We start from the raw sequence: 19,860 nt of genomic DNA, 5'->3' as shown, positions 1-19,860 counted from the left end.
TAGAATTATTTAATTTGCCAATGACCACCTTTGTCGGAACCTATGCGTTGAATAATACCTTTATCAACCATCATCTTCAGACGACGCTTCACACTACTTTCATGAAGTCCCATTTTGTGTGAAATTTCGCTTCTACTTATTTGTGGCTTTTCCTTGATTAGTTCTAAAATCATTTTTATCTGGTCGCTTATCTGGTCGCTTATCTGGTCGCTTTCTGGTCGCTTCTGGTCGAATATAGTCTTTTCTTGCCCTTCCTCCAATAAATTAGCCCACACAGAAGCTTTCATTATAAAGGCGACCAAATGATATTGGGGTTCCTTCGTGCCAATGGCAGAAAGCTCACGACACATACGGTCAACTCCTTCACCGAACTCCTTTACATAGTCGTAGGCTTTCAGGTACTCGGCTATCTTGGGATTACGGGAAAAATGGGTGTGGCGGATATTGTCGGTGCGGACGATACCAGGCAGCTTACCGGGGGTCTCGAACACAAGTCGGTCATCAAACATCTTTATCTGTATCTCAGTTCCTTTGATGCTATAATCGCGGTGGCAAACCGAGTTTACCGTCATCTCTTGTATCACGAACTTAGGATATTCCCTGTCGGTCTTGAAGAGTCCGTCCTCACCGAGATAGGAATGTTCCTTCACTTGCGTTTCGAGGTAGTCGATGGTTTTCTGTATCTGGTCGAGGATGCGCCCCTCGAAGGTGACATCCTTGATGACGTTCATTTCCCTGCCGACTTTCTCTTCCGTACCATAGTACTTGATAAAACGGACACGGGCACGAGGAAAAAAGTTCTGGGGATTCTTACCGAAGAGCAAGATGCAGGCAGTGCTGACTTGTGGTACATCGCCCTTGTAAGTCAAGAATCCTTTGTTCTCTTGCAGGTATTCCATTGGAGACTTGCCATAACCAATGCGCTTCATATATGCTTTTACGGCATCTATGTCGATATCCTCGATAGTGGCATCGTAGGCAGGGCTGTCCTCATAGTATCGTTCACCCTTGTCATACATCAGTTGCAGACGTTCCTCAAAGGGTAGCTTACGCGACTTGTCGCCCACCCGCCAAAACACCTCATCGGCTTGGTTGGCATGGAGGCGAGGACTGGCCGGGACATGGATTATCAGTATGTAGTTATCATTGCCCTCGCTGTCTTGGCAAGGCATAAACTCTGTCGTAACGGAAATAGTGGGTACACAGAAATCAAACGGAGTGCGAAGAATCTCGTTCAAATGAGCCTTGTCTTGGTCAACACCCTCGATACGACGAGTCTTGTCGGATATACCTACGGCTATCATGCCGCCATCGGCATTTGCCATAGCGACAATAGTGTTGGCGAGAGCCTTCGGTTCTATATGAATGCTCTTACAGTCGAAAGTCTGCCCTTCGGGCATCTGACGTATCTCTTCGATAGTATATCTCATATTCTGTTCATTTCACTTTGGTATGACAAATCAACTCGGTATATCCACATTGAGAACATCGGCTATTTATGCCAATGTCTTCAAGTCAGGTTGTGAGTGGTTGTTGCACCTCTTCGATACTGTGGCAGGGTCCTTATGCAATGTCTTTGCCATCCATTTACTCATAATACCTCTTTCTACCAATACAGTCTTGACACGATTCAAATCTGCCATACTTCAATTATTTGTTGTGTTTTCCGTAAAATTACTGCTTTTAACCGGGAATAAAGAATATATTTGCATAAAGTTGCCAAAAAGAGTGTTATTTTCTCAAACACAAGGCATTTTTGTGTGCAAAATGGACTGTTTCATGCTCTTTACTAACACGCGAATGTCTTCACCTGTATACTAAATGGGGTGGTTTGTACCCACCTTATCAACATACATCAAAACTATATTTGCCGTGAAAGAATAAAGATCTACCACCTCACCAGCCCATAATCTTTGCATCACATGACTTTATACCTCTTATATACAGACAATAAGGTAAAGTTATTTGTATATCTATATAAGAGAATGGGTATAGTTTCAACTGCATCCCATCCCATTCTATTTTCTCTTTTAACAGCATCTATTTATTTATCGTGTCTTCCCTCATTTTGCCATCCACCCTCACATTTGTTCGTAAAAGCAAGTTAAAATCGTTAAGTCTCCACTTTCCTTAAACCCAAAACGGTCATTAGGCCGTTAGGTGTGTTATTTCATGACTGCCTGCAGTCTTTTGTCTTTTATAAGGCGTCTCTTGCTTGTTTTTTAATTCGCAACAGCTCGCTATTACTCATTAAAAACCATACAAAATCCACTCTTCCAAAAGAGCCAGATCCAAGCAAGTCCTAATGACCGATCCGGGATAAATAGACGCGCCTCAGCAGCTGGCTATAGCGCAGCCAGACAGCGGTCAAGATAGTCTATGTCGGCATCGGTGGTCGCCCAGCTGGTGACAAAGCGGCAGGTGAGGGTGCCGTCGGCATGGCGCTCCCATATCTCAAAAGCCACCTGGGCGATGAGGACATCGTACTGGCTGGGCGAGAGGATGACAAACTGCTGGTTGGTGGGCGAAAGGCAAGCCATAGGGATGGCGTGACGGGCAAAGACCTCCTTGAGGCGGGCTGCCATCGCTATGGCGTGGCGCGAGAGACGCAGGTAGAGGCCGTCGGTAAAGAGCGTGTCGAACTGGATGCCGAGCATGCGCCCCTTGGCCAACAGCGCACCGTGGCGCTTGACGGTGGTAAAGAAATACTTGGGCGCGCTGATGCCGGTAAACACCACTGCCTCGCCAAACATGGCTCCCACCTTGGTGCCGCCGATATAGAACACATCGCAATGGCGTGCCAGGAAGGGCAGGTCGTAGTCGCAGACATCGGACATGAGTCCATAGCCCAGGCGTGCACCGTCGATATAGAGTCTGAGGTGGTGGCGGCGGCACGCCTCGTAGAGGTTGGCGAGCTCGCTGCGGGTGTAGACCATGCCCAACTCGGTAGGCATGGAGACATAGACCATGCCCGGCTGCACCATGTGGGGCGCCGTCTCGTCGGCAGTAAAGGTGTCCATGAAGCGGTCGAGTGTGGCGGCAGTGAGCTTGCTGTCGACGGCGGGAAGCGTGATGACCTTGTGTCCGAAAGCCTCGACCGCTCCCGATTCGTGTACGGCGATGTGGCCCGTCTCGACCGTGATGACCGCCTCGCAGCCCATGAGCAGCGAGTCGATGACGGTGGCATTGGTCTGGGTGCCACCGATGAGGAAGAAGACATCGGCATCGGTCATCTGCACTGCCTCGCGTATGCGCCTGATGGCCGACTGGCAGTAAGGGTCAGAGCCATAGCCTGACGTACGGTCGTCATTGGTATCGGCAAGACGACGGAGTATCTCGGGGGTACATCCATTGTTGTAATCACTCTCAAAAGAAATCATAATCTATCGTGTTGTAAAGTTGTCATCTATACTCTCCCCCATCGCAGACCGACGCGGCAGGCCGCGGGGGCGGATGGCTGCCGACGGAAAGACGAGGGTGGTGGGTGCAAAAGTAATGAAAAGCAGAAACATAACCAAGGCAATGGCTGTCAATCTGAGCGCCGACGGCAGGTATCGGCATACTTTTATGCCGTAGAGGGTATGATTTATGAGGCAGTCGTCTGATTATTTGACACAAATTGTGTAATTTTGCATCAAAAACAAGATATGGGCAAAGGTAAATTAGCCAAATTTGCGGATATGGAAGCGTTTGAGAACGTGTTTCAATATCCTTTCTCGGTCATAGACAACGTGCCTTTTGAGATGAAGGGGCATTGGCGCGACATGTACTTCAACAACTCCAACCCGATAGTGCTCGAACTGGGCTGCGGACGCGGTGAATATGCCGTAGGGCTGGCCCGCAAATATCCCGACATCAACTTCATAGGCGTGGACATCAAGGGCGCGCGCATGTGGACGGGAGCCAAGCAGGCTCTGGACGAAGGGCTGAAGAACGTGGCTTTCCTGCGCACCAATATCGAGATAATAGACCGCTTCTTCGACAAGGACGAGGTGCAGCAGATATGGCTCACCTTCTCGGACCCTCAGATGAAGCACGTGCGCAAGCGCCTTACCTCGACCACATTCATGACCCGCTACCGCCGCTTCATGGAGGATGGCGGACTGGTGCATGTCAAGACCGACTCCAACTTCCTCTATACCTACACCCGCTGTATGGCTGAGCACAACCAGCTGCCCATCCATGTGGCTACCGCCGACCTCTACCACACCCCGGGTATGGACGAGCGGTTGCTGAGCATACAGACCTACTATGAGTCGATGTGGATGGAGCGTGGCATAGACATCAAGTATATCTGTCTGGGTCTGCCGCGCGAGGGCGAGCTCTCCGAACCCGATGTGGAGATACCCATGGACGAGTATCGCAGCTACCACCGCGAGAAGCGCAGCCCCAAGGAGACAGCAAAGTAAGCACGACGACAACGGCACAAGATGCCAGCCCCGCCAAGCGGATGGGGCGAACGGCGACTACACCTTATTATGTATATAAGACACCAGCCCACAGATGGAAGTTCATCTGTGGGCTGGTGTCGATATAGGGGGATGGGGTCTACAGCTGCTCGGCGGTCACAGGGAAGATGTAGAACTCGCGCACGGGGTCGTAGTCGACCATCAGCTGGTCGATAAATACCGGCGTGTCGAGCGCGCGTATCTCAATATCGTGGCTGTTGCGGGTGAGGTTGACATCGACGTTGACAATGACTTGTCCGCGCTGTTCGGCGGTCTGCCACTGAGGCGAATGGATATCGGGGCGCACGCTCACCATCTGTGCCTCGCCATCGTCGACACGCACCGCCAGCCGTATGTCGTGGCCCAGATAGTCGGGCATGGCTATGGCAGCCACCCGCACGACAGCCTTGCCTCTGAGTTCGGAGAAGAAGGAGTAGGACAGGCTGCCACCGGGCGGCACCATCACCGCCTTCATGCTGTGGCCAAGCATAGAGACCGTCTGTACCCCCTGGGTGGCGCGGCGGAAATGGCAGGCGTTGCGGGTTATGGTATTGCCGACATCGAGATTGAACGGCTCGGGGCCCTGCTGGGCAAAGCGCTTGATGGCGTCGTGAGACAGCGGGCCGGGGAACTTAGGCTCTGCCATCAGGGGCATGTGGGCAAGAGAGAGGGTATGCTCCCACTTGCCGTCGAGCATGCCGGCAAACTTGCGGTTGAGCGCCAGCAGCTGCTGGTAGGCTTTCCAGCTACGCACGGCAGAGGACAGCGCCTCATCGTCGCGGACGAACGAACTGGGACGGCCTATATGGCGCGCCTCCTGGGCCTGCAACTGCTTGACCGCCATGAGCAATGCTGCCCTGACGGGATAGTCGACCCAGGCGAAGAACGCCTCGCTGCGCTCTTGGGGCACAAGGGCGGCAATGGGGGTGAGAGCCTTGACGAGAGCCTCGTAGTTGGCGAGATAGCGCTCGAGCTCGTTGCCAAAGGCATCGGCCATGAACTCGACATTCATCTGCTCGGGTCGGCGTATGCCCACGAGATGGTAATACTCGGTGAGCACGGGCAACAGGCGGTCGGCAGCCTGCTCGCCAAACTGCTCGGTAAGCCACGCGTGAAAGTGGGAGGGGATATTGGTGGCATTGACATAGGTGATGTTCCATGCCATATCCATGAAGAGCGAGAGCTGGTAAGCCACGGTGCGTGGATTGTCAATCCGGGCTACCCATTCGTGGCGGGCACCCTGGTCGTAAGCGGTCTTCATCTCAGCATAAATGCGGCCGGGCTGGGTAGAGGGGAGCCAGCGCTCACCAATCTCCATACACTTGGCGCCCCGACCGTCGCAGTCGGCATGGCGCAGGAGATTGCCACGGAGTCGCAAGAGAAGCTGGTGGAGGCGGTGACTGTCGAGGCCATGGCCCTGGGCGATGAATCCACGCCGCGCCACCGAGGGCCACTGGATAGTGAGGTAGTCGGAAGCAAGAGCGAGATAGTGGCGGCGCAGGGGAGTGACATCGCCCCACCACGCCCACGGCGAGACACCCGCAAGGCGCGAGAGTTCAAGGATGCCATAGGCGGTGCCGTTGGCATTGCTGCCCAGCACCACGATATGTCCGCCCTCGACACAGATGGCAAAGGCATCGTCTTTGGCGATGATACGGTCGATAGGCACCTGGCGTCGCTGGAGCCTCCGGAAGTCCTTGTCGCGCATCTTGTCGAGCTCGAAAATCTCTATCACAGCCCCCGCGCGATGCTCAGCGCGATGGCCGGTGACGGCGCGCATATCTTCGGCAAACATATTGAGCGCCATATCGACTACGCCCGTTCGCTTGCCCACAAAACTATATTCCACGCTGCCTCGCCCGCTGTACCAGACCACGTCCTTGGCCCACGAGGCAAGCACGAAGCAGCATAATAAGATGGTAAGTATATTCCTTTTCATTGAATACAAAGGTAGTATAAGCTGGGCGAAATACAAAACAAACTTGAGGTTTTTCTTTGCATTGTCTTCGACTTGCACTACCTTTACTGCTCCCGCCGTGAAGGTAGGCGGCACCTCAAGAATAAAAATAAACAAGTTTATTTTGTATTCTCTTAGGTTTGCACTACCTTTGCAAACATATATATATAAAAGATGGATAATAAGAAAGCTACGTTAGAATTGGGAACGAAGCCAGTAGGGCGGCTGCTGTGGCAGTTTGCCTTGCCAGCTATCATTGCCATGACCGCCTCGTCGCTCTACAATATCGCCGACCGCGTGTTCTTGGGACAGGTAGTAGGTCCGCTCGCCATATCGGGACTGGCCATCACGCTGCCCTTCATGAACCTCTCGGGAGCCTTCGGTGCCGCCATCGGCGTGGGAGCCTCGACCTCTATCTCCGTGAAATTGGGGCAGCGCGACTATGGTGTCGCCGAGAACCTGCTGGGCAATACCATTACGCTCAACCTGCTGGTGGGTATCGGACTTGGTGCCCTGTGTCTTATATTCCTCGACCCCATACTCTACTTCTTCGGCGCCAGCGAGGCCACTATCCCCTACGCCCGCGACTATATGCAGATAATACTCGTGGGCAATGCCGTGACCCACATGTATCTGGGTATGAACGCCGTGCTGCGGTCGGCAAGCAAGCCACGACAGGCTATGAACGCCACCATCTTCACGGTGGTGATGAACATACTGCTCGACGCGCTCTTCATCTGGGTCTTCGGTTGGGGCATACGCGGTGCGGCGTGGGCCACGGTAATCTCGCAGACGATAGCGCTGTGCTACCAGATGCGCATCTTTGCCAACAAGAACGAGCTGCTCCACCTGGAGCGTGGCATATACAGACTCAAAGCCAATCTGGTAAAGAATATCATCGCTATAGGCATCTCGCCCTTCCTCATGCAGAGCTGCGCCTGCGTGGTGGTGATATTCCTCAACAACCAGCTGGTGCGCTACGGTGGCGACCTGAGTGTGGGTGCCTACGGCATAGCCAACAGCATAGCCTTCATCTTCGTTATGTTTATCATAGGCCTCAACCAGGGCATGCAACCCATAGCAGGATATAACTACGGCAGCCGACAGATAGACCGTCTGGTGCGAGTATACCACCTATCGGTAATGGCGGCTACGGCAATCATGGTGGTGGGATGGCTGATAGCCATGTTTGTGCCCCATCTCTGTGCCCGCATGTTTACCACCGACCCCACGCTTATCGACATGTCGGCACGCGCCATACGCATCATGATGCTGGTGTTCCCCTTTGTGGGCTACCAGATAGTGACGACCAACCTCTTCCAGTGTATCGGCATGGTGAAGATAAGCATCTTCCTCTCGCTGTCGCGACAGATGCTCTTCCTGTTGCCGCTCATCGGCGTGCTGCCCCTGTTCTGGGGCATCGGCGGAGTGTGGTATGCCATGCCCGTCTCTGACTTCATGGCAACTATCGCCACCTTTGTCATCATGAAGATATATATCAGCAAACTAAAGAATAGCAACCCCGTAGCCACTAACAATCATGGACAATAACAACATCATCATCACCATAGGTCGGCAGATAGGCAGTGGTGGAAGCGCCATCGCCAAGATGCTCGCCGAGGAGTTCGGCGCACGCCTCTACGACAAGGAGATACTCAACCTGGCAGCACGCGAAAGCGGCTTCTGCGAAGAGTTCTTTGAAGAGAACGACGAGAAGAAGGGGTTCTTCAAGACTGCACTGCAGTTTCACTTCCCTCTCTTCACGCGCAACAGCTACTACAACACCGGCTTCAACCAGGAGAACCTGTACCTCTTCCAGTGTGACGCCATACGCAAGGCTGCCTCGGAGGGCAGTTGCGTGTTCGTGGGCCGCACCGCCGACTATGTGCTGCGCGATATGGACAATGTGGTCAACGTGTTTGTAAGTGCCGACCTCGACACCCGCATTGCCGAGATAGCCCGCCGCCGCAACATCAGCGACGACGAAGCCCGCAAGTATATCAGCGAGGGCGAAAGCCGACGGGCGTCGTACTACAACTACTACACGGGCAAGCAGTGGGGACACTGTGAGAGCTACGACCTCTGCATCAACGCAGGACGGTTGGGCCACGAGGCTGCCACCAAGCTGATAGCCGACTACGCAAGACAGGTGATGGGACAGGCAAACGACAAGAGCCATGAGTAAGCGGATAGGCATCATCAGCGATACCCACGGATGCTGGGACGACAAGTACGAGACCTATCTCGGCGACTGCGACGAGATATGGCACGCCGGCGACATAGGCACCACCGAGCTGGCAGACCAGTTTGAGGCCATGCGCCCCGTCTTCCGCGCCGTCTGCGGCAACTGCGACGGCGGCGACCTGCGTCGGCGCTATCCCGAGAGGCTGCGGTTCAAGTGTGAAGATGTGGACGTGCTCATCAAGCATATCGGCGGCTATCCGGGCCACTATGACCGCTCGGTCTTCAGTTCGCTCGTGGCTATGCCTCCCAAACTCTTCGTAGCCGGACACTCCCATATCCTCAAAGTGCAGTATGACCGCACGTTGGGGATGCTCCACATCAATCCCGGAGCAGCCGGTATGCAGGGCTGGCACGTAGACCGCACGCTGGTAAGGCTCACTATCGACGGCGACAAGATGAGCGACTGCGAAGTGATAACCCTCAATGATAGAAAACAACGATAAACCAACTAAAAAACATACCGATATGAAGACTTACCTTGTCACGGGAGCCGCCGGGTTCATCGGCGCCAATTTCATCAAGTATCTACTCTATAAGAAGTATGCCAACGACGACATACGCGTGGTGGTGCTCGATGCCCTCACCTATGCCGGCAACCTCGGCACCATCAAAGACGACATCGACAACCGTCGTTGCTTCTTTGTCAAGGGCGACATACGCGACCGGGAGCTCGCCGACAGACTCTTCAGCGAATACGATATAGACTATGTGGTAAACTTTGCCGCCGAGAGCCATGTGGACCGCTCTATCGAAGACCCGCAGCTCTTCCTGAGTGTGAACATCCTGGGCACGCAGAACCTGCTCGACGCCGCCCGCCGTGCGTGGGTCACCGGACGCGACAGCCAGGGTTATCCGGCATGGAAGCCGGGCAAGCGCTTCCATCAGGTTGCCACCGACGAGGTGTATGGCTCGCTGGGCGCAGAAGGCTACTTCACCGAGGAGACCCCACTCTGCCCCCACAGTCCCTACTCGGCGTCCAAGACCTCGGCCGACCTCTTTGTGATGGCTTACCGCGACACCTACCACATGCCCGTGTCAATCACCCGCTGTTCCAACAACTACGGCCCCTATCACTTCCCCGAGAAGCTGATACCCCTCATCATCAACAACATCCTCGAAGGCAAGCCGCTGCCCGTCTATGGCGAGGGCCTCAACGTGCGCGACTGGCTCTACGTGGAAGACCACTGCAAGGCGATAGACCTGGTGGTGCGTCAGGGTCGTGAGGGCGAGATATACAATGTGGGCGGTCACAACGAGATGCGCAACATCGACATCGTGAAACTCATCATCAGCACCATCCATGACATGATGGCCGAAGACAAGCAGCTGCGCAAGGTGCTGCGCAAGCAGGTAATCGGCGACGACGGCGAGATAAGCATAGACTGGATTAACGACAGCCTCATTACCCACGTGGCTGACCGACTGGGCCACGACCAGCGCTACGCCATCGACCCCACCAAAATCAAGAATGAACTGGGATGGTACCCAGAAACCCGCTTTGCCGACGGCATCGTCAAGACCATCCGCTGGAACCTCGAGAACCAGGACTGGATTAAAGACGTCACATCGGGAGACTATCAGAAATACTACGAACAAATGTATGGCAACCGTGGATAATTCCACCTTATTATATATATGACAATGAAAAAAATAATGCTGCTCGGCTCGGGCGAGTTGGGCAAAGAATTGGTAATAGCTGCCAAGAGAGCCGGTCTCTACGTGGTGGCGTGTGACAGATACGACAACGCTCCCGCCATGCAGGTGGCCGACGAGAGAGAGATATTCAGCATGCTCGACGGCGATGCCCTCGCTGCCGCCGTGGCGCGCCACAACCCCGACATCATCGTGCCCGAAATAGAAGCCATACGCACCGAGCGACTCTTCGACTTCGAGGCGCAGGGCATACAGGTGGTTCCCAGCGCCAAGGCAGTAAACTACACGATGAACCGACGCGCCATACGCGACTTGGCATCAAGAGAGCTGGGTCTGCGCACCGCCAAATACTTCTACGCCAAGACCTTTGAAGAGTTCAAGAGCGCTGCCGACGCCATAGGGTTCCCCTGCGTGGTCAAGCCGTTGATGAGCTCGTCGGGGCACGGCCAGAGCTACGTGCACAATGACGACGAACTGCAGCAGGCGTTTACCGAAGCGATGGAGGGAAGCCGTGGCGACGTGCGCGAGGTAATCATCGAAGAGTTTATCGACTTCGACAGCGAGTTTACCCTGCTCACCGTCACTCAGAAAAACGGCAAGACGCTCTTCTGCCCGCCCATCGGACACGTGCAGAAGGGCGGCGACTACCGCGAGAGTTGGCAACCCTACCAGATAGCGCCACAGGCACTGGAGCAGGCACAGCACATGGCTGCCGAGGTGACACGCGCGCTGACAGGCTATGGCCTCTGGGGCGTGGAGTTCTTCCTGACCAAGCAAGGCGAGGTAATCTTCTCTGAGCTGTCGCCCCGTCCCCACGACACCGGCATGGTCACCCTCGCCCACACCACCAATCTGAGCGAGTTTGAACTGCATCTGCGTGCCTTTATGGGTTGGAATATCCCCGCCATCCACCTCGAACACGCCGGCTGTTCGGCCGTGATACTCTCGCCGACGGAGTCTTGCCAACCGCTCGACTACCACTTCGACGAGGCTATGGAGGAAGACCGCACCCGTCTGCGTATCTTCTGCAAGCCCGAAGCCCACGTAGGCCGCCGTATGGGTGTCGCCCTCTGCTATGGAGAGGTGGGCGACGACATCGACCGCCTGCGCGAGAAAGCCAAGCGTGTGGCCAAGACCGTGCTGGGCACCGACCCTTATATGAAAAAGTAAGATGATAGGAAAGATAATCAGCCTGAGCAAGATAGCCGACCCTCGGGGCAACCTCTCCGTGGCCGAGCAGATGAAGGATATCCCCTTCGAGGTAAGCCGAGTCTACTGGACCTACGACATCCCTGCCGGCAGCCATCGTGGAGGTCATGCCCACCGCCACTGCCGTGAGTTCATCATCGCTGTGAGCGGCGCGTTCAGCGTAAGCCTGGACAATGGCACCGAGCGCGAGACCTATCAGCTCAACCGTCCTTACCAGGGGCTACTGGTAGATACCGGCATCTGGCGCACTCTCGACGATTTCTCGTCGGGAGCCGTATGTCTGGTGCTTGCCGAAGACCCCTACGACGAGGCCGATTATATCTATGACTACGAAGAATACCTGCAGAGCAGACGATGAGATGTTTGAGATAAGAAGATATACCGCCGACGACCGCAAGAGCTGGGACGGTTACGTGCGCCGTGCACGCAACGCCACCTTCCTCTTTGAGCGCAACTATATGGAGTATCACGCCGACCGCTTTGATGACTGGTCGCTGATGTTCTATCGCCAAGGCAGGCTCTACGCCCTGCTCCCCGCCCACCGTCGCGACACCACGCTTATCTCTCATTATGGCCTCACTTATGGCGGACTCATTATGGACATCCATGTCACCATAAGCGACACCTGCCAGCTCTTCGCCTGCCTCAACGACTATCTGCGCCACGAGGGCTTTACCCGTGTGCTCTACCGCCCCATCCCCTGGATTTATCATGTTCATCCCTCCGAGGAAGACCTCTATGCCATCTTCTGGCAATGTCATGCCCGGCTCGCTCTCCGCAACATCGGCACCGCCATCAGCATGCCCCAGCATCTGCGCTGGCGCAAAGACCATCTGCGGCGGTTGCGAAAAGCCCACGAGAACGGCGTGACCGTGAGGGCCAATGCGTCCATAGCCGAGTTCTGGCCCATCCTCACCGACAACCTGCACAAGCGCTTTGACGCCAAACCTGTGCATACGCTCGACGAGATGCTCCTGCTGCAGAGCCGGTTTCCCGACAACATCATCCAGTATAGCGCCTACCGCGAGGGACACATCATCGGCGGCATCACCTTCTACATCTCGCAACAGGTGGTGCACGGCCAGTACAGCGGAACCAACGACGAGGGCAAGGAGTATGGAGCCATGGAGGCTATCTACGAGCAGGTCATGTACCAGGACTACAAGGACTGGCCCTACCTCGACTTCGGCAGTTCTACCGAGGAGCAAGGCAGCGTCATCAACGCCGGACTCATCGCCCACAAGGAGGGCTATGGCGGCCGGGGTGTGGTCTACGACACTTATGAATGGGAGTTATGATAGAATACTTGAACCTGAAACGGATGACGGCGATGCATGCCGACGAAATCACGCAGGCGGTGACCGGTGTGGTCAATGGCGGACGCTATCTGCAGGGCGATGCCACACGGGAGTTTGAGCACGACTATGCCCGATATATCGGCACGCGCCACTGCATAGGCTGCGGCAACGGGCTGGATGCGCTCACGCTGATACTGCGCGCCTATATCGAGCTGGGGCGACTGGCCGAAGGCGACGAGGTAATCGTGCCTGCCAACACCTATATCGCCTCGATACTCGCCGTGACCGAAAACCGGCTCAAGCCTATCCTGGTAGAACCCGACATAACCACCTACAACATCGACGCCAACCTGATAGAGCAGGCCATCACTCCCCGCACCCGCGCAGTGCTCATCGTGCACCTCTATGGCCGATGTGCCTACTCCCCGCAGATAGCCGCAATATGCCGCCGACACGGGTTGCTGCTGATAGAAGACAACGCCCAAGCCCACGGATGCCGCTTCGGCGACGCGCACACCGGTGCCCTGGGCGACGCAGCCGGACACTCGTTCTATCCAGGCAAGAACCTGGGCGCCCTGGGCGATGCCGGAGCCGTGACCACCGATGACGACCGTCTGGCAGAGACCGTCAGAGCCATTGCCAATTATGGCAGCCATAAGAAATATGTATTTGATTACTGCGGACGCAACAGCCGTATCGACGAGATACAGGCGGCGGTGCTCCGCGTGAAGCTCCGCTATCTGGACCGTGACAACCAGCGTCGCAAAGATATAGCCCGCTATTATCTGGACCATATCCACAACCCGCTTGTCGCTCTCCCTGCGGATAGAAACAATGACAGCGTATGGCATATATTCCCCATACGCTGCAATGACCGTGATGCGTTGGCGCGGCACCTCCTCCAACGGGGTATCCAGACGCTTATCCACTACCCCATCGCTCCACACCGCCAACGCTGTTATCTTGCGTGGAGCCATCTCTCACTGCCCATCACCGAGCAGATACATGCCCAGGAACTGAGTCTGCCGCTGGCACCCTATCTCTCAGACGAGGAGTGCCGGCAGGTAGCCGAGGCTGTCAGCGACTACTCGCCATCAAACGGGAACAGACCGTAGAGTTCGGCGTCGATATTGTCGGTGATGGTCTTGAAGTCTTCCACGCTGTTCTCAAACTGCAGAGTGTCACCATCCACAATCATGAGCTTGCCCTTATAACCGGCAATCCATTTCTCGTATCTCTTGTTGAGACCCTCGAGATAGTCGATGCGGATGGAGCGCTCGAAGTCGCGCCCGCGCTTCTGGATATGCGACACCAGGGTAGGTATGGACGAGCGGATGTAGATCATCAGGTCGGGCAACTTGACAAGCGACATCATCAGGTCGAAGAGGTCGGTGTAGTTGTCAAAGTCGCGGTCGCTCATCATCCCCATATCGTGGAGGTTGGGCGCAAAGATGCGCGCGTCTTCAAAGATGGTGCGGTCCTGGATGATGGTGTCCTGGCTCTTGGCTATCTCCACCACGTCGCGGAAACGCTTGTTGAGGAAATAGATCTGAAGGTTGAACGACCAGCGGTCCATATCGGCGTAGTAATCGGCCAGATAGGGATTGTTGTCGACGGGCTCGAAATGGGGAATCCACCCATATCGCTTGGCGAGCTTCTTGGTAAGCGTGGTCTTACCGCTGCCTATGTTTCCGGCTATTGCTATATGCATAGTTGTATAGAGTTTTTATTCGTTGTCTTTGAAAGGAAGTGTACCCAGTTCCAGCGCACTGTCCACGCGCTCGATGATGCGGGCAAACTTGTCGGGGTCGTGCTGGAAGTCGTTGTCGTCGGCCTCTACCACCAGCACCTTACCCTTATACTTGTTGAAGATAAAGTCCTCGTAACGCTGGTTGAGGTTCTTGAGATACTCCAGCTGCATCGTCTGCTCATAGGCACGGCCACGCTTTTGGATATTCTTCACCAGATGAGGCACCGAGGCGCGCAGATAAATCATCAGGTCGGGCAGCTGGGCCACGTCGGTCATAATCTCAAACAGTTCCATGTAGGTCTCATAGTCCCTGTCTGAGAGGTTGCCCATATCCCGGTTGTTGGCGGTAAATACATAGACGCCCTCATAGATGGAGCGGTCTTGCACGACGGTTCTGTCGCTCTTGCGTATCTCCAACAGGTCGCGGAAACGCTGTTTGAGGAAATACACTTCAAGACAGAACGACCATCGGGCTATGTCCTTATAATAGTCCTCAAGGTAAGGATTGATATCCACCGGCTCGAAGCGTGGTATCCATCCATAATGTTTTGCCAACATTGTGGTAAGCGTCGTCTTGCCGCTACCTATATTGCCTGCTATCGCTATATGCACGTTAGTGTAGGTTTTTATCGTGGTTATTGATAAATCTGTACTGCCCGGCGCCATCTCTATTGGCGCAAACGCGGTGCAAAGATAACCATTTATATATAAAAAAAGGTAGCGGAATAGAAAAAAATTAAAAACAGTCTATCAATCGGGATATTATATTTATCTTTGTAATCGTAACAGAGTACATTATTCACCATTAAACCTTATAGATATGAAGAAAATCAATGTCACCGTCGTAGCATGGTTGCTTCTGGGCAGCCTCACCATGAGTTCGTGTATCGGCTCGTTCACCCTCTTCAACAAGTTTGCCAAGTGGGAAACGCAGATGACCAGCAACAAGTATGTCAACGCCATCGTGGGCTTCATCATCACTCCCTTTGTGGGCTCGGTATGCCTCTTGGGCGACGCGCTGCTGTTCAATACCATTGAGTTCTGGAGTGGCAGCAACCCCATCGCCGACATCGGAAAGACACGCACCATCATGGGTCAGGACGGACGCTACTATGCCGTGACCACCCTCAAGGACGGATATGAAATCAAGGCACCTACAGGCGAGGTGACCAATCTGAAATACAACAAGAAGAACAACTCATGGACCATGGAGCAGAACGGTGACGTGAAGGAAATCTTCCGCTTCAACGACGACGGCACCATCATGGCCACCGTCAACGGCGAGCCTCGCACCTACACCCTCGACGAAGCCGGAGTTTACCAAGCACGCATGGATGCCAACGAGGGCATGTATTTTGCCGTGAGATAGAGTCACACCCTCTACATACAGACCATCTGGAGCAGCCCACCGCCACTGGCAGAGGCTGCTCCTTTTGGTTTCAGGCACATAGAGCCTAAACAAATGTCCCACTCTCTGTCATGGAGAGTGGGACATTCGGATATGGAGGCACTGCCGTCCATACGGGGTTACCCTTCGGCGGTGAAGGATTTAATCGGTGGTGTCGGCGACATCGACATCGTCGAAGTCTGCATCGTCTTCGTCATCTTCGATGATGTCCTCGGGCACGGGCAGCTGACGGTCTATCACCGCATTGAAGGAGACAATGGTCTCGCTACGCGACAGGCCCAGCGGCTGCAGACGGTCATGGATGATGTTGAGCAGGTCATGGTTGGTACGGGCATAGAGCTTGATAAACATGTCATAGCCACCCGTGGTGTAGTGACACTCGGTCACCTCGGGTATCATTCTCAACTTCTCTACCACATCATCAAAGGTGGCGGGGTCCTTCAGGTAAAGGCCCACATAAGCACAGGTCTCATAACCCAGTTTTTCGGGGTCGATTACGTACTTGGAGCCCTTGATTAAGCCCATCTTTGTCATCTTTGCAATGCGCTGATGGATGGCAGCGCCACTCACATTACAGATACGAGCGACCTCAAGAAAAGGCATGCGTGCGTTATCGGCCACCAAGTTCAGGATCTTCTTGTCCAGTAAGTCTAAATTACGATATGCCATAGCAAGTTATATTTTACTTGCAAAGGTACTAATTTTTACCGCAATTTACTCTGTTTCCACGCAAAAAAGTTACAAAATAACAGCGTTAACGTTTTTTGTCATTGGCAGTATAGATAACTCTCGTAGCATGGGCGCTGCGAAGAGCGTCCTTGACCTGGCGCAGCAGACTCATAGGGATATGGCGGTCGGCTCTGATGACGACCAGATGGCGCTGCTGTTCGGCGGGCGTCATGCGGCTGCGCTCGGCAGCCACGAGGGCCGACAGCTGACTGGCATCGACCATCCTGTCGCCCAACTGTATCTGGGGTTGGGCGCCAGGCCGCTCTATGGGTGTTCCCACGTAGATATAGGTCACACACTGGCGACTCTGCTGGCGGGAGAGGTGGGTGCCCTGGGGCACATCATAGCGCACACGCACGGCATTGGTCTGCATGTGGGTCACTATCATAAAGAAGAAGAGCACGGTGAATATCAGGTCGGGCAGAGACGAGGTGTTCAGCTCGGGCACTTCACGGCGGCGGCGACGGATGATGCTCATGGGCGACTACCTCCTTTCTCCATATAGTTTTCGACGATGCGCTGCGGACAAGCCTGTCTCACCTGGTCGCGCTCGGCGGCGGTGCAGCCCTTCATGGGGCGCCCATAGCGTCGGCGGGCTTCGGCGTCGCGCAGCTGGCGGTAGGCTTCGACGATGCTGTTCTGCAGCTGGAAATAAGACTGATACTCGGCATCGGGGTCTATGTCGATGGCGATGATATGGCGCAGCCCCCGGCTCGTCACGTGCTGCTCCACGCACGCTGCGACATCCTTGTCGGCCACAGGCTTGCCATCTACCGTCACCGTGCCATTGGCAGCCAGCGCGAAGGTGAGCACGTCGCGGCGGTCCACCTCTGTCGGGGTCTGCTCGGCAGGCTCCATAGGCGGCAGCTGGCGCACCAGGCCCTTGTTCTGGTCCATCGACGTGGTGACCAGAAAGAAGATGAGCAGCACAAACGAGATGTCGGCTGTCGAGGTGGTATTGAGGCCGAACGAGCGGCGGTGACGACGGGCAAACATGATGGTTTTCTATCTTTTTTCTTTGACTCTCCTGCTCTTGACTACTGCCACGGCGACCACGGCAGCCACGATGAGCGCCGTGCCGGCGTAGATGAACATATCGGCGACTCTCAGCCACAGTCCGTCGGCAAAGCGGGCACCGTTTGCCATGATGGGGGCGCTGCTGCCCAGGGCAAAGCCTATCGCCAGCAGAGCCACCGTGCCGAGAGCCACCGCCATCACGATGCGGCGTGCAGGGATGCCGTTGGTCAGAGGCTGCGACTTCACGCCACGACGGCGCACTACCATCAGCCACAGGGCGGCGACGACGGCAGCCACCATCGTCAGCTCTACAAAGGCGATGAGCAGCGGGGTGAGCAGCGGCGCGCTGAAGGTGGGGTCGGTAGCCAGCGGCAGGTCATAGCCGATGAGCATAAAGAGGGCATAGACCACCACAGCCAGACCTATCACTGCATAGAGCGCCAGGCGTGAGAGGGCTTCGGTAGGTTTGCTTCCGGTCTTCATGCTTGACCTCCTTTGTGTCGGGCTATGATGTCGAGCAGAGAGATGACGCTCTCCTCCATCTGGCAGGTGAGATGGTCTATCTTGGAGAGGATAAGGTTGTAGAACACCTGCAGCACCAACGCCACAATGATACCGAAGATAGTGGTGATGAGGGCCACGCGCATACCCGATGCCACGATGGCGGGACTGATGTCGCCGGCGGCCTGGATTTGGTCAAACGCCATCACCATGCCGATGACGGTGCCGAGAAATCCCAGCGAGGGTGCCATGGCGATAAACAGCACTATCCACGAGCAGCCGCGCTCGAGCTTGGCGGCCTGCACGCTGCCATAAGCCACGAGTGTGCGCTCGATATTGTCCATAGGCTCTGCCATGCGCGAGAGTCCCTGGGCGCAGAGGGCTGCCACGGGGCCACGGGTGGTGGTGCAGAGTTCACGGGCGCCATCGATGTCGCCGCCTTCCACCTTGTCCTTGATGTCGGTCATGAGTCGCTTGGCGTCCACCTCGGAGAGTCCGAGGTAGATGATGCGCTCGATGCAGAACGCCAGGCCCAGCACCAGGGCGAGGGCGACGAGCGACATAAACCCGGCATTGCCCTCGATAAACTTGGTCTTGAGCATCTGGTGGAAGCTGGGTGCCTCGTCGTCGGCAATGGCCTGCAGGTCGTCGGCGCCGGCTGTCAGCGAGTCGGTGGCGGCGAGGGTGGTATCGGCTGCTGTCACATCGGCGGCAGCAAGGCTATCGGCGGTCTGCGCCGTCGTGGGCACAGTCATCATGAGCATCAGGGCCATGCAGAGCCCCAGTATCTTTGTCATTGTCTTCATCATATATATATATTAATAAGGTGCAAAAGTAGCGGTTTTGCCACGACAGACCAAGATTTTTTGTATAATCTTTGTAAACGCGCCCGTTTTTTTATTTCGCCGCCAGACTGTCCACGCGTTGCGGGGGCACGAGGCAAAGGTAGCGCAGCAGCCCTCTATCTTCATTTCCAACTGCGAATTACTGATTGCAGGCCGCGCCACAATCATATCAAACCACGCTTTCACCATTTCACGCCTCGAAGTTAGGTTGGGGATGGTTGCGATGCCGTTTGTCGTGAGCATAGACCAGATGTCCAGTAGTCAGATTTATGCCAGCGACACATGTAGTCTATTGTGGATGGCACGCACCCATGGCAACTCTGTAGGAGGTGCGATTACATAGCCCAGGGTAGAGGTGCGAAGCGCCTCTACCCTGGGTCATGATACACAAAGGGATAACAACGCTGAACCAAAGGTCACCGGCGCAGCGCAGTGCGACGCGGAAAGGTAAAGTGTTGTGTTTAGCCGTAGGCGTTATTATCAGTTTGATGGTATTTCCCTACACATTTCAGCCCATTATCCTGCTGCGGATAACGCCTGCGGCTAATCGCAACTCCTACAGAGTTGCCATGTTAGTGGGGCAGCTACCCAGGGTAGCGGTCTTCGCCCGCAACCCTGGGCTGGGGAAACGCAACTCCTACAGAGTTGCTGCTGCTTACGGGCTCCCCGCTTATAGCTGTTTTTGTACCGGCGACTGCCGGACTTTTTTTACCGCCAAAGGCGGACTTTTTGTTTTTGCGGCTTTTCAGCCTGCCGACAGGCAGGCGCGGATGAGGGTGGCGGCGAATGGCCGAGAGCGTG

General features: G+C 55.1%; 21 protein-coding genes. 11 read left to right on the top strand and 10 right to left on the bottom strand.

Features of this window, described 5'->3' with window-relative positions:
• Nucleotides 1-5 precede the first annotated feature (5 nt).
• A complete protein-coding gene (locus CIK87_RS12855) occupies nucleotides 6-1,430 on the bottom strand; it encodes an RNA-binding domain-containing protein (RefSeq protein ID WP_094387495.1) in 1,425 nt (474 codons plus the stop codon).
• Nucleotides 1,431-2,345: 915 nt separating this feature from the next.
• Entirely contained in the window at nucleotides 2,346-3,380 is a 1,035-nt protein-coding gene (locus CIK87_RS12845) for a low specificity L-threonine aldolase (RefSeq protein WP_094387494.1), read from the bottom strand.
• A 267-nt stretch (nucleotides 3,381-3,647) separates the two neighbouring features.
• Between CIK87_RS12845 and trmB the strand changes: the two genes are divergently transcribed.
• A complete protein-coding gene (trmB, locus tag CIK87_RS12840; RefSeq protein WP_094387493.1) occupies nucleotides 3,648-4,409 on the top strand; it encodes a tRNA (guanosine(46)-N7)-methyltransferase TrmB in 762 nt (253 codons plus the stop codon).
• 139 nt (nucleotides 4,410-4,548) lie between these two features.
• Here trmB and CIK87_RS12835 read toward each other — a convergent pair whose 3' ends face one another.
• Nucleotides 4,549-6,387, bottom strand: a complete 1,839-nt coding sequence (locus tag CIK87_RS12835) for a glycosyl hydrolase 115 family protein (RefSeq protein ID WP_094387492.1) — start codon at nucleotides 6,385-6,387, stop codon at nucleotides 4,549-4,551.
• Nucleotides 6,388-6,579: 192 nt separating this feature from the next.
• Here CIK87_RS12835 and CIK87_RS12830 point away from each other — a divergent pair, with 192 nt between their 5' ends.
• From CIK87_RS12830 to CIK87_RS12795, 8 genes are read left to right on the top strand one after another with little or no spacing between them, the layout of a single operon-like run.
• Nucleotides 6,580-7,956 carry an MATE family efflux transporter gene (locus CIK87_RS12830; RefSeq protein ID WP_094387491.1) on the top strand — a complete coding sequence of 459 codons (1,377 nt, stop codon included), beginning with the start codon at nucleotides 6,580-6,582 and terminating at the stop codon, nucleotides 7,954-7,956.
• Nucleotides 7,946-8,590, top strand: coding sequence for an AAA family ATPase (locus CIK87_RS12825; protein WP_094387490.1), 645 nt, complete (start codon nucleotides 7,946-7,948; stop codon nucleotides 8,588-8,590). Before CIK87_RS12830 ends, CIK87_RS12825 begins: the two co-directional genes overlap by 11 nt.
• A complete protein-coding gene (locus tag CIK87_RS12820) occupies nucleotides 8,583-9,092 on the top strand; it encodes a metallophosphoesterase (protein WP_094387489.1) in 510 nt (169 codons plus the stop codon). The genes CIK87_RS12825 and CIK87_RS12820 overlap by 8 nt, the downstream gene beginning before the upstream one ends.
• A gap of 22 nt (nucleotides 9,093-9,114) precedes the next feature.
• Entirely contained in the window at nucleotides 9,115-10,266 is a 1,152-nt protein-coding gene (gene rfbB, locus CIK87_RS12815; protein ID WP_094387488.1) for a dTDP-glucose 4,6-dehydratase, read from the top strand.
• A gap of 24 nt (nucleotides 10,267-10,290) precedes the next feature.
• The gene (gene purT, locus CIK87_RS12810; protein WP_094387512.1) at nucleotides 10,291-11,472 is read left to right on the top strand and encodes a formate-dependent phosphoribosylglycinamide formyltransferase; all 1,182 of its coding nucleotides are present in this window, start codon (nucleotides 10,291-10,293) and stop codon (nucleotides 11,470-11,472) included.
• Between the two features lies 1 nt (nucleotide 11,473).
• Nucleotides 11,474-11,869 carry an FdtA/QdtA family cupin domain-containing protein gene (locus tag CIK87_RS12805; RefSeq protein ID WP_094387487.1) on the top strand — a complete coding sequence of 132 codons (396 nt, stop codon included), beginning with the start codon at nucleotides 11,474-11,476 and terminating at the stop codon, nucleotides 11,867-11,869.
• On the top strand, nucleotides 11,835-12,809 hold the full coding sequence (locus CIK87_RS12800) for a GNAT family N-acetyltransferase (protein ID WP_254046027.1): 975 nt from the start codon (nucleotides 11,835-11,837) through the stop codon (nucleotides 12,807-12,809). Before CIK87_RS12805 ends, CIK87_RS12800 begins: the two co-directional genes overlap by 35 nt.
• Complete coding sequence (locus CIK87_RS12795; RefSeq protein WP_094387511.1) at nucleotides 12,806-13,924, top strand: DegT/DnrJ/EryC1/StrS aminotransferase family protein; 1,119 nt, start codon at nucleotides 12,806-12,808, stop codon at nucleotides 13,922-13,924. Before CIK87_RS12800 ends, CIK87_RS12795 begins: the two co-directional genes overlap by 4 nt.
• Here CIK87_RS12795 and CIK87_RS12790 read toward each other — a convergent pair.
• Both CIK87_RS12790 and CIK87_RS12785 read right to left on the bottom strand, forming a co-directional pair.
• Nucleotides 13,894-14,520 carry a deoxynucleoside kinase gene (locus CIK87_RS12790; protein WP_094387486.1) on the bottom strand — a complete coding sequence of 209 codons (627 nt, stop codon included), beginning with the start codon at nucleotides 14,518-14,520 and terminating at the stop codon, nucleotides 13,894-13,896. The genes CIK87_RS12795 and CIK87_RS12790 overlap by 31 nt on opposite strands.
• Before the next feature lie 15 nt (nucleotides 14,521-14,535).
• On the bottom strand, nucleotides 14,536-15,171 hold the full coding sequence (locus tag CIK87_RS12785) for a deoxynucleoside kinase (RefSeq protein WP_094387485.1): 636 nt from the start codon (nucleotides 15,169-15,171) through the stop codon (nucleotides 14,536-14,538).
• A 208-nt stretch (nucleotides 15,172-15,379) separates the two neighbouring features.
• Here CIK87_RS12785 and CIK87_RS12780 point away from each other — a divergent pair, with 208 nt between their 5' ends.
• Nucleotides 15,380-15,928 (top strand): DUF3332 domain-containing protein, encoded by a 549-nt coding sequence (locus CIK87_RS12780; protein WP_022311179.1) that lies wholly within the window; start codon nucleotides 15,380-15,382, stop codon nucleotides 15,926-15,928.
• Between the two features lie 180 nt (nucleotides 15,929-16,108).
• Here CIK87_RS12780 and CIK87_RS12775 read toward each other — a convergent pair whose 3' ends face one another.
• From CIK87_RS12775 to CIK87_RS12755, 5 genes are all read right to left on the bottom strand, one after another.
• Nucleotides 16,109-16,636 carry an Lrp/AsnC family transcriptional regulator gene (locus tag CIK87_RS12775; RefSeq protein WP_094387484.1) on the bottom strand — a complete coding sequence of 176 codons (528 nt, stop codon included), beginning with the start codon at nucleotides 16,634-16,636 and terminating at the stop codon, nucleotides 16,109-16,111.
• Nucleotides 16,637-16,721: 85 nt separating this feature from the next.
• A complete protein-coding gene (locus CIK87_RS12770) occupies nucleotides 16,722-17,174 on the bottom strand; it encodes a biopolymer transporter ExbD (RefSeq protein ID WP_094387483.1) in 453 nt (150 codons plus the stop codon).
• Nucleotides 17,171-17,692: a biopolymer transporter ExbD gene (locus tag CIK87_RS12765; protein WP_094387482.1), complete on the bottom strand. Its 522-nt coding sequence runs from the start codon at nucleotides 17,690-17,692 to the stop codon at nucleotides 17,171-17,173. Before CIK87_RS12765 ends, CIK87_RS12770 begins: the two co-directional genes overlap by 4 nt.
• 9 nt (nucleotides 17,693-17,701) lie before the next feature.
• Nucleotides 17,702-18,196: a hypothetical protein gene (locus CIK87_RS12760; RefSeq protein WP_022311183.1), complete on the bottom strand. Its 495-nt coding sequence runs from the start codon at nucleotides 18,194-18,196 to the stop codon at nucleotides 17,702-17,704.
• A complete protein-coding gene (locus CIK87_RS12755; RefSeq protein WP_173823505.1) occupies nucleotides 18,193-19,020 on the bottom strand; it encodes a MotA/TolQ/ExbB proton channel family protein in 828 nt (275 codons plus the stop codon). Before CIK87_RS12755 ends, CIK87_RS12760 begins: the two co-directional genes overlap by 4 nt.
• 419 nt (nucleotides 19,021-19,439) lie before the next feature.
• On the opposite strand from CIK87_RS12755, the gene CIK87_RS14580 reads away from it, so the two are divergent.
• Nucleotides 19,440-19,860 (top strand): hypothetical protein (locus CIK87_RS14580; RefSeq protein ID WP_216822763.1); only part of this gene is annotated, 421 nt, incomplete at its 3' end.

This window comes from Prevotella sp. P5-64 (assembly GCF_002251285.1).
Taxonomy (GTDB): domain Bacteria; phylum Bacteroidota; class Bacteroidia; order Bacteroidales; family Bacteroidaceae; genus Prevotella.
This window is presented reverse-complemented; position numbering and strand designations above follow the sequence as displayed.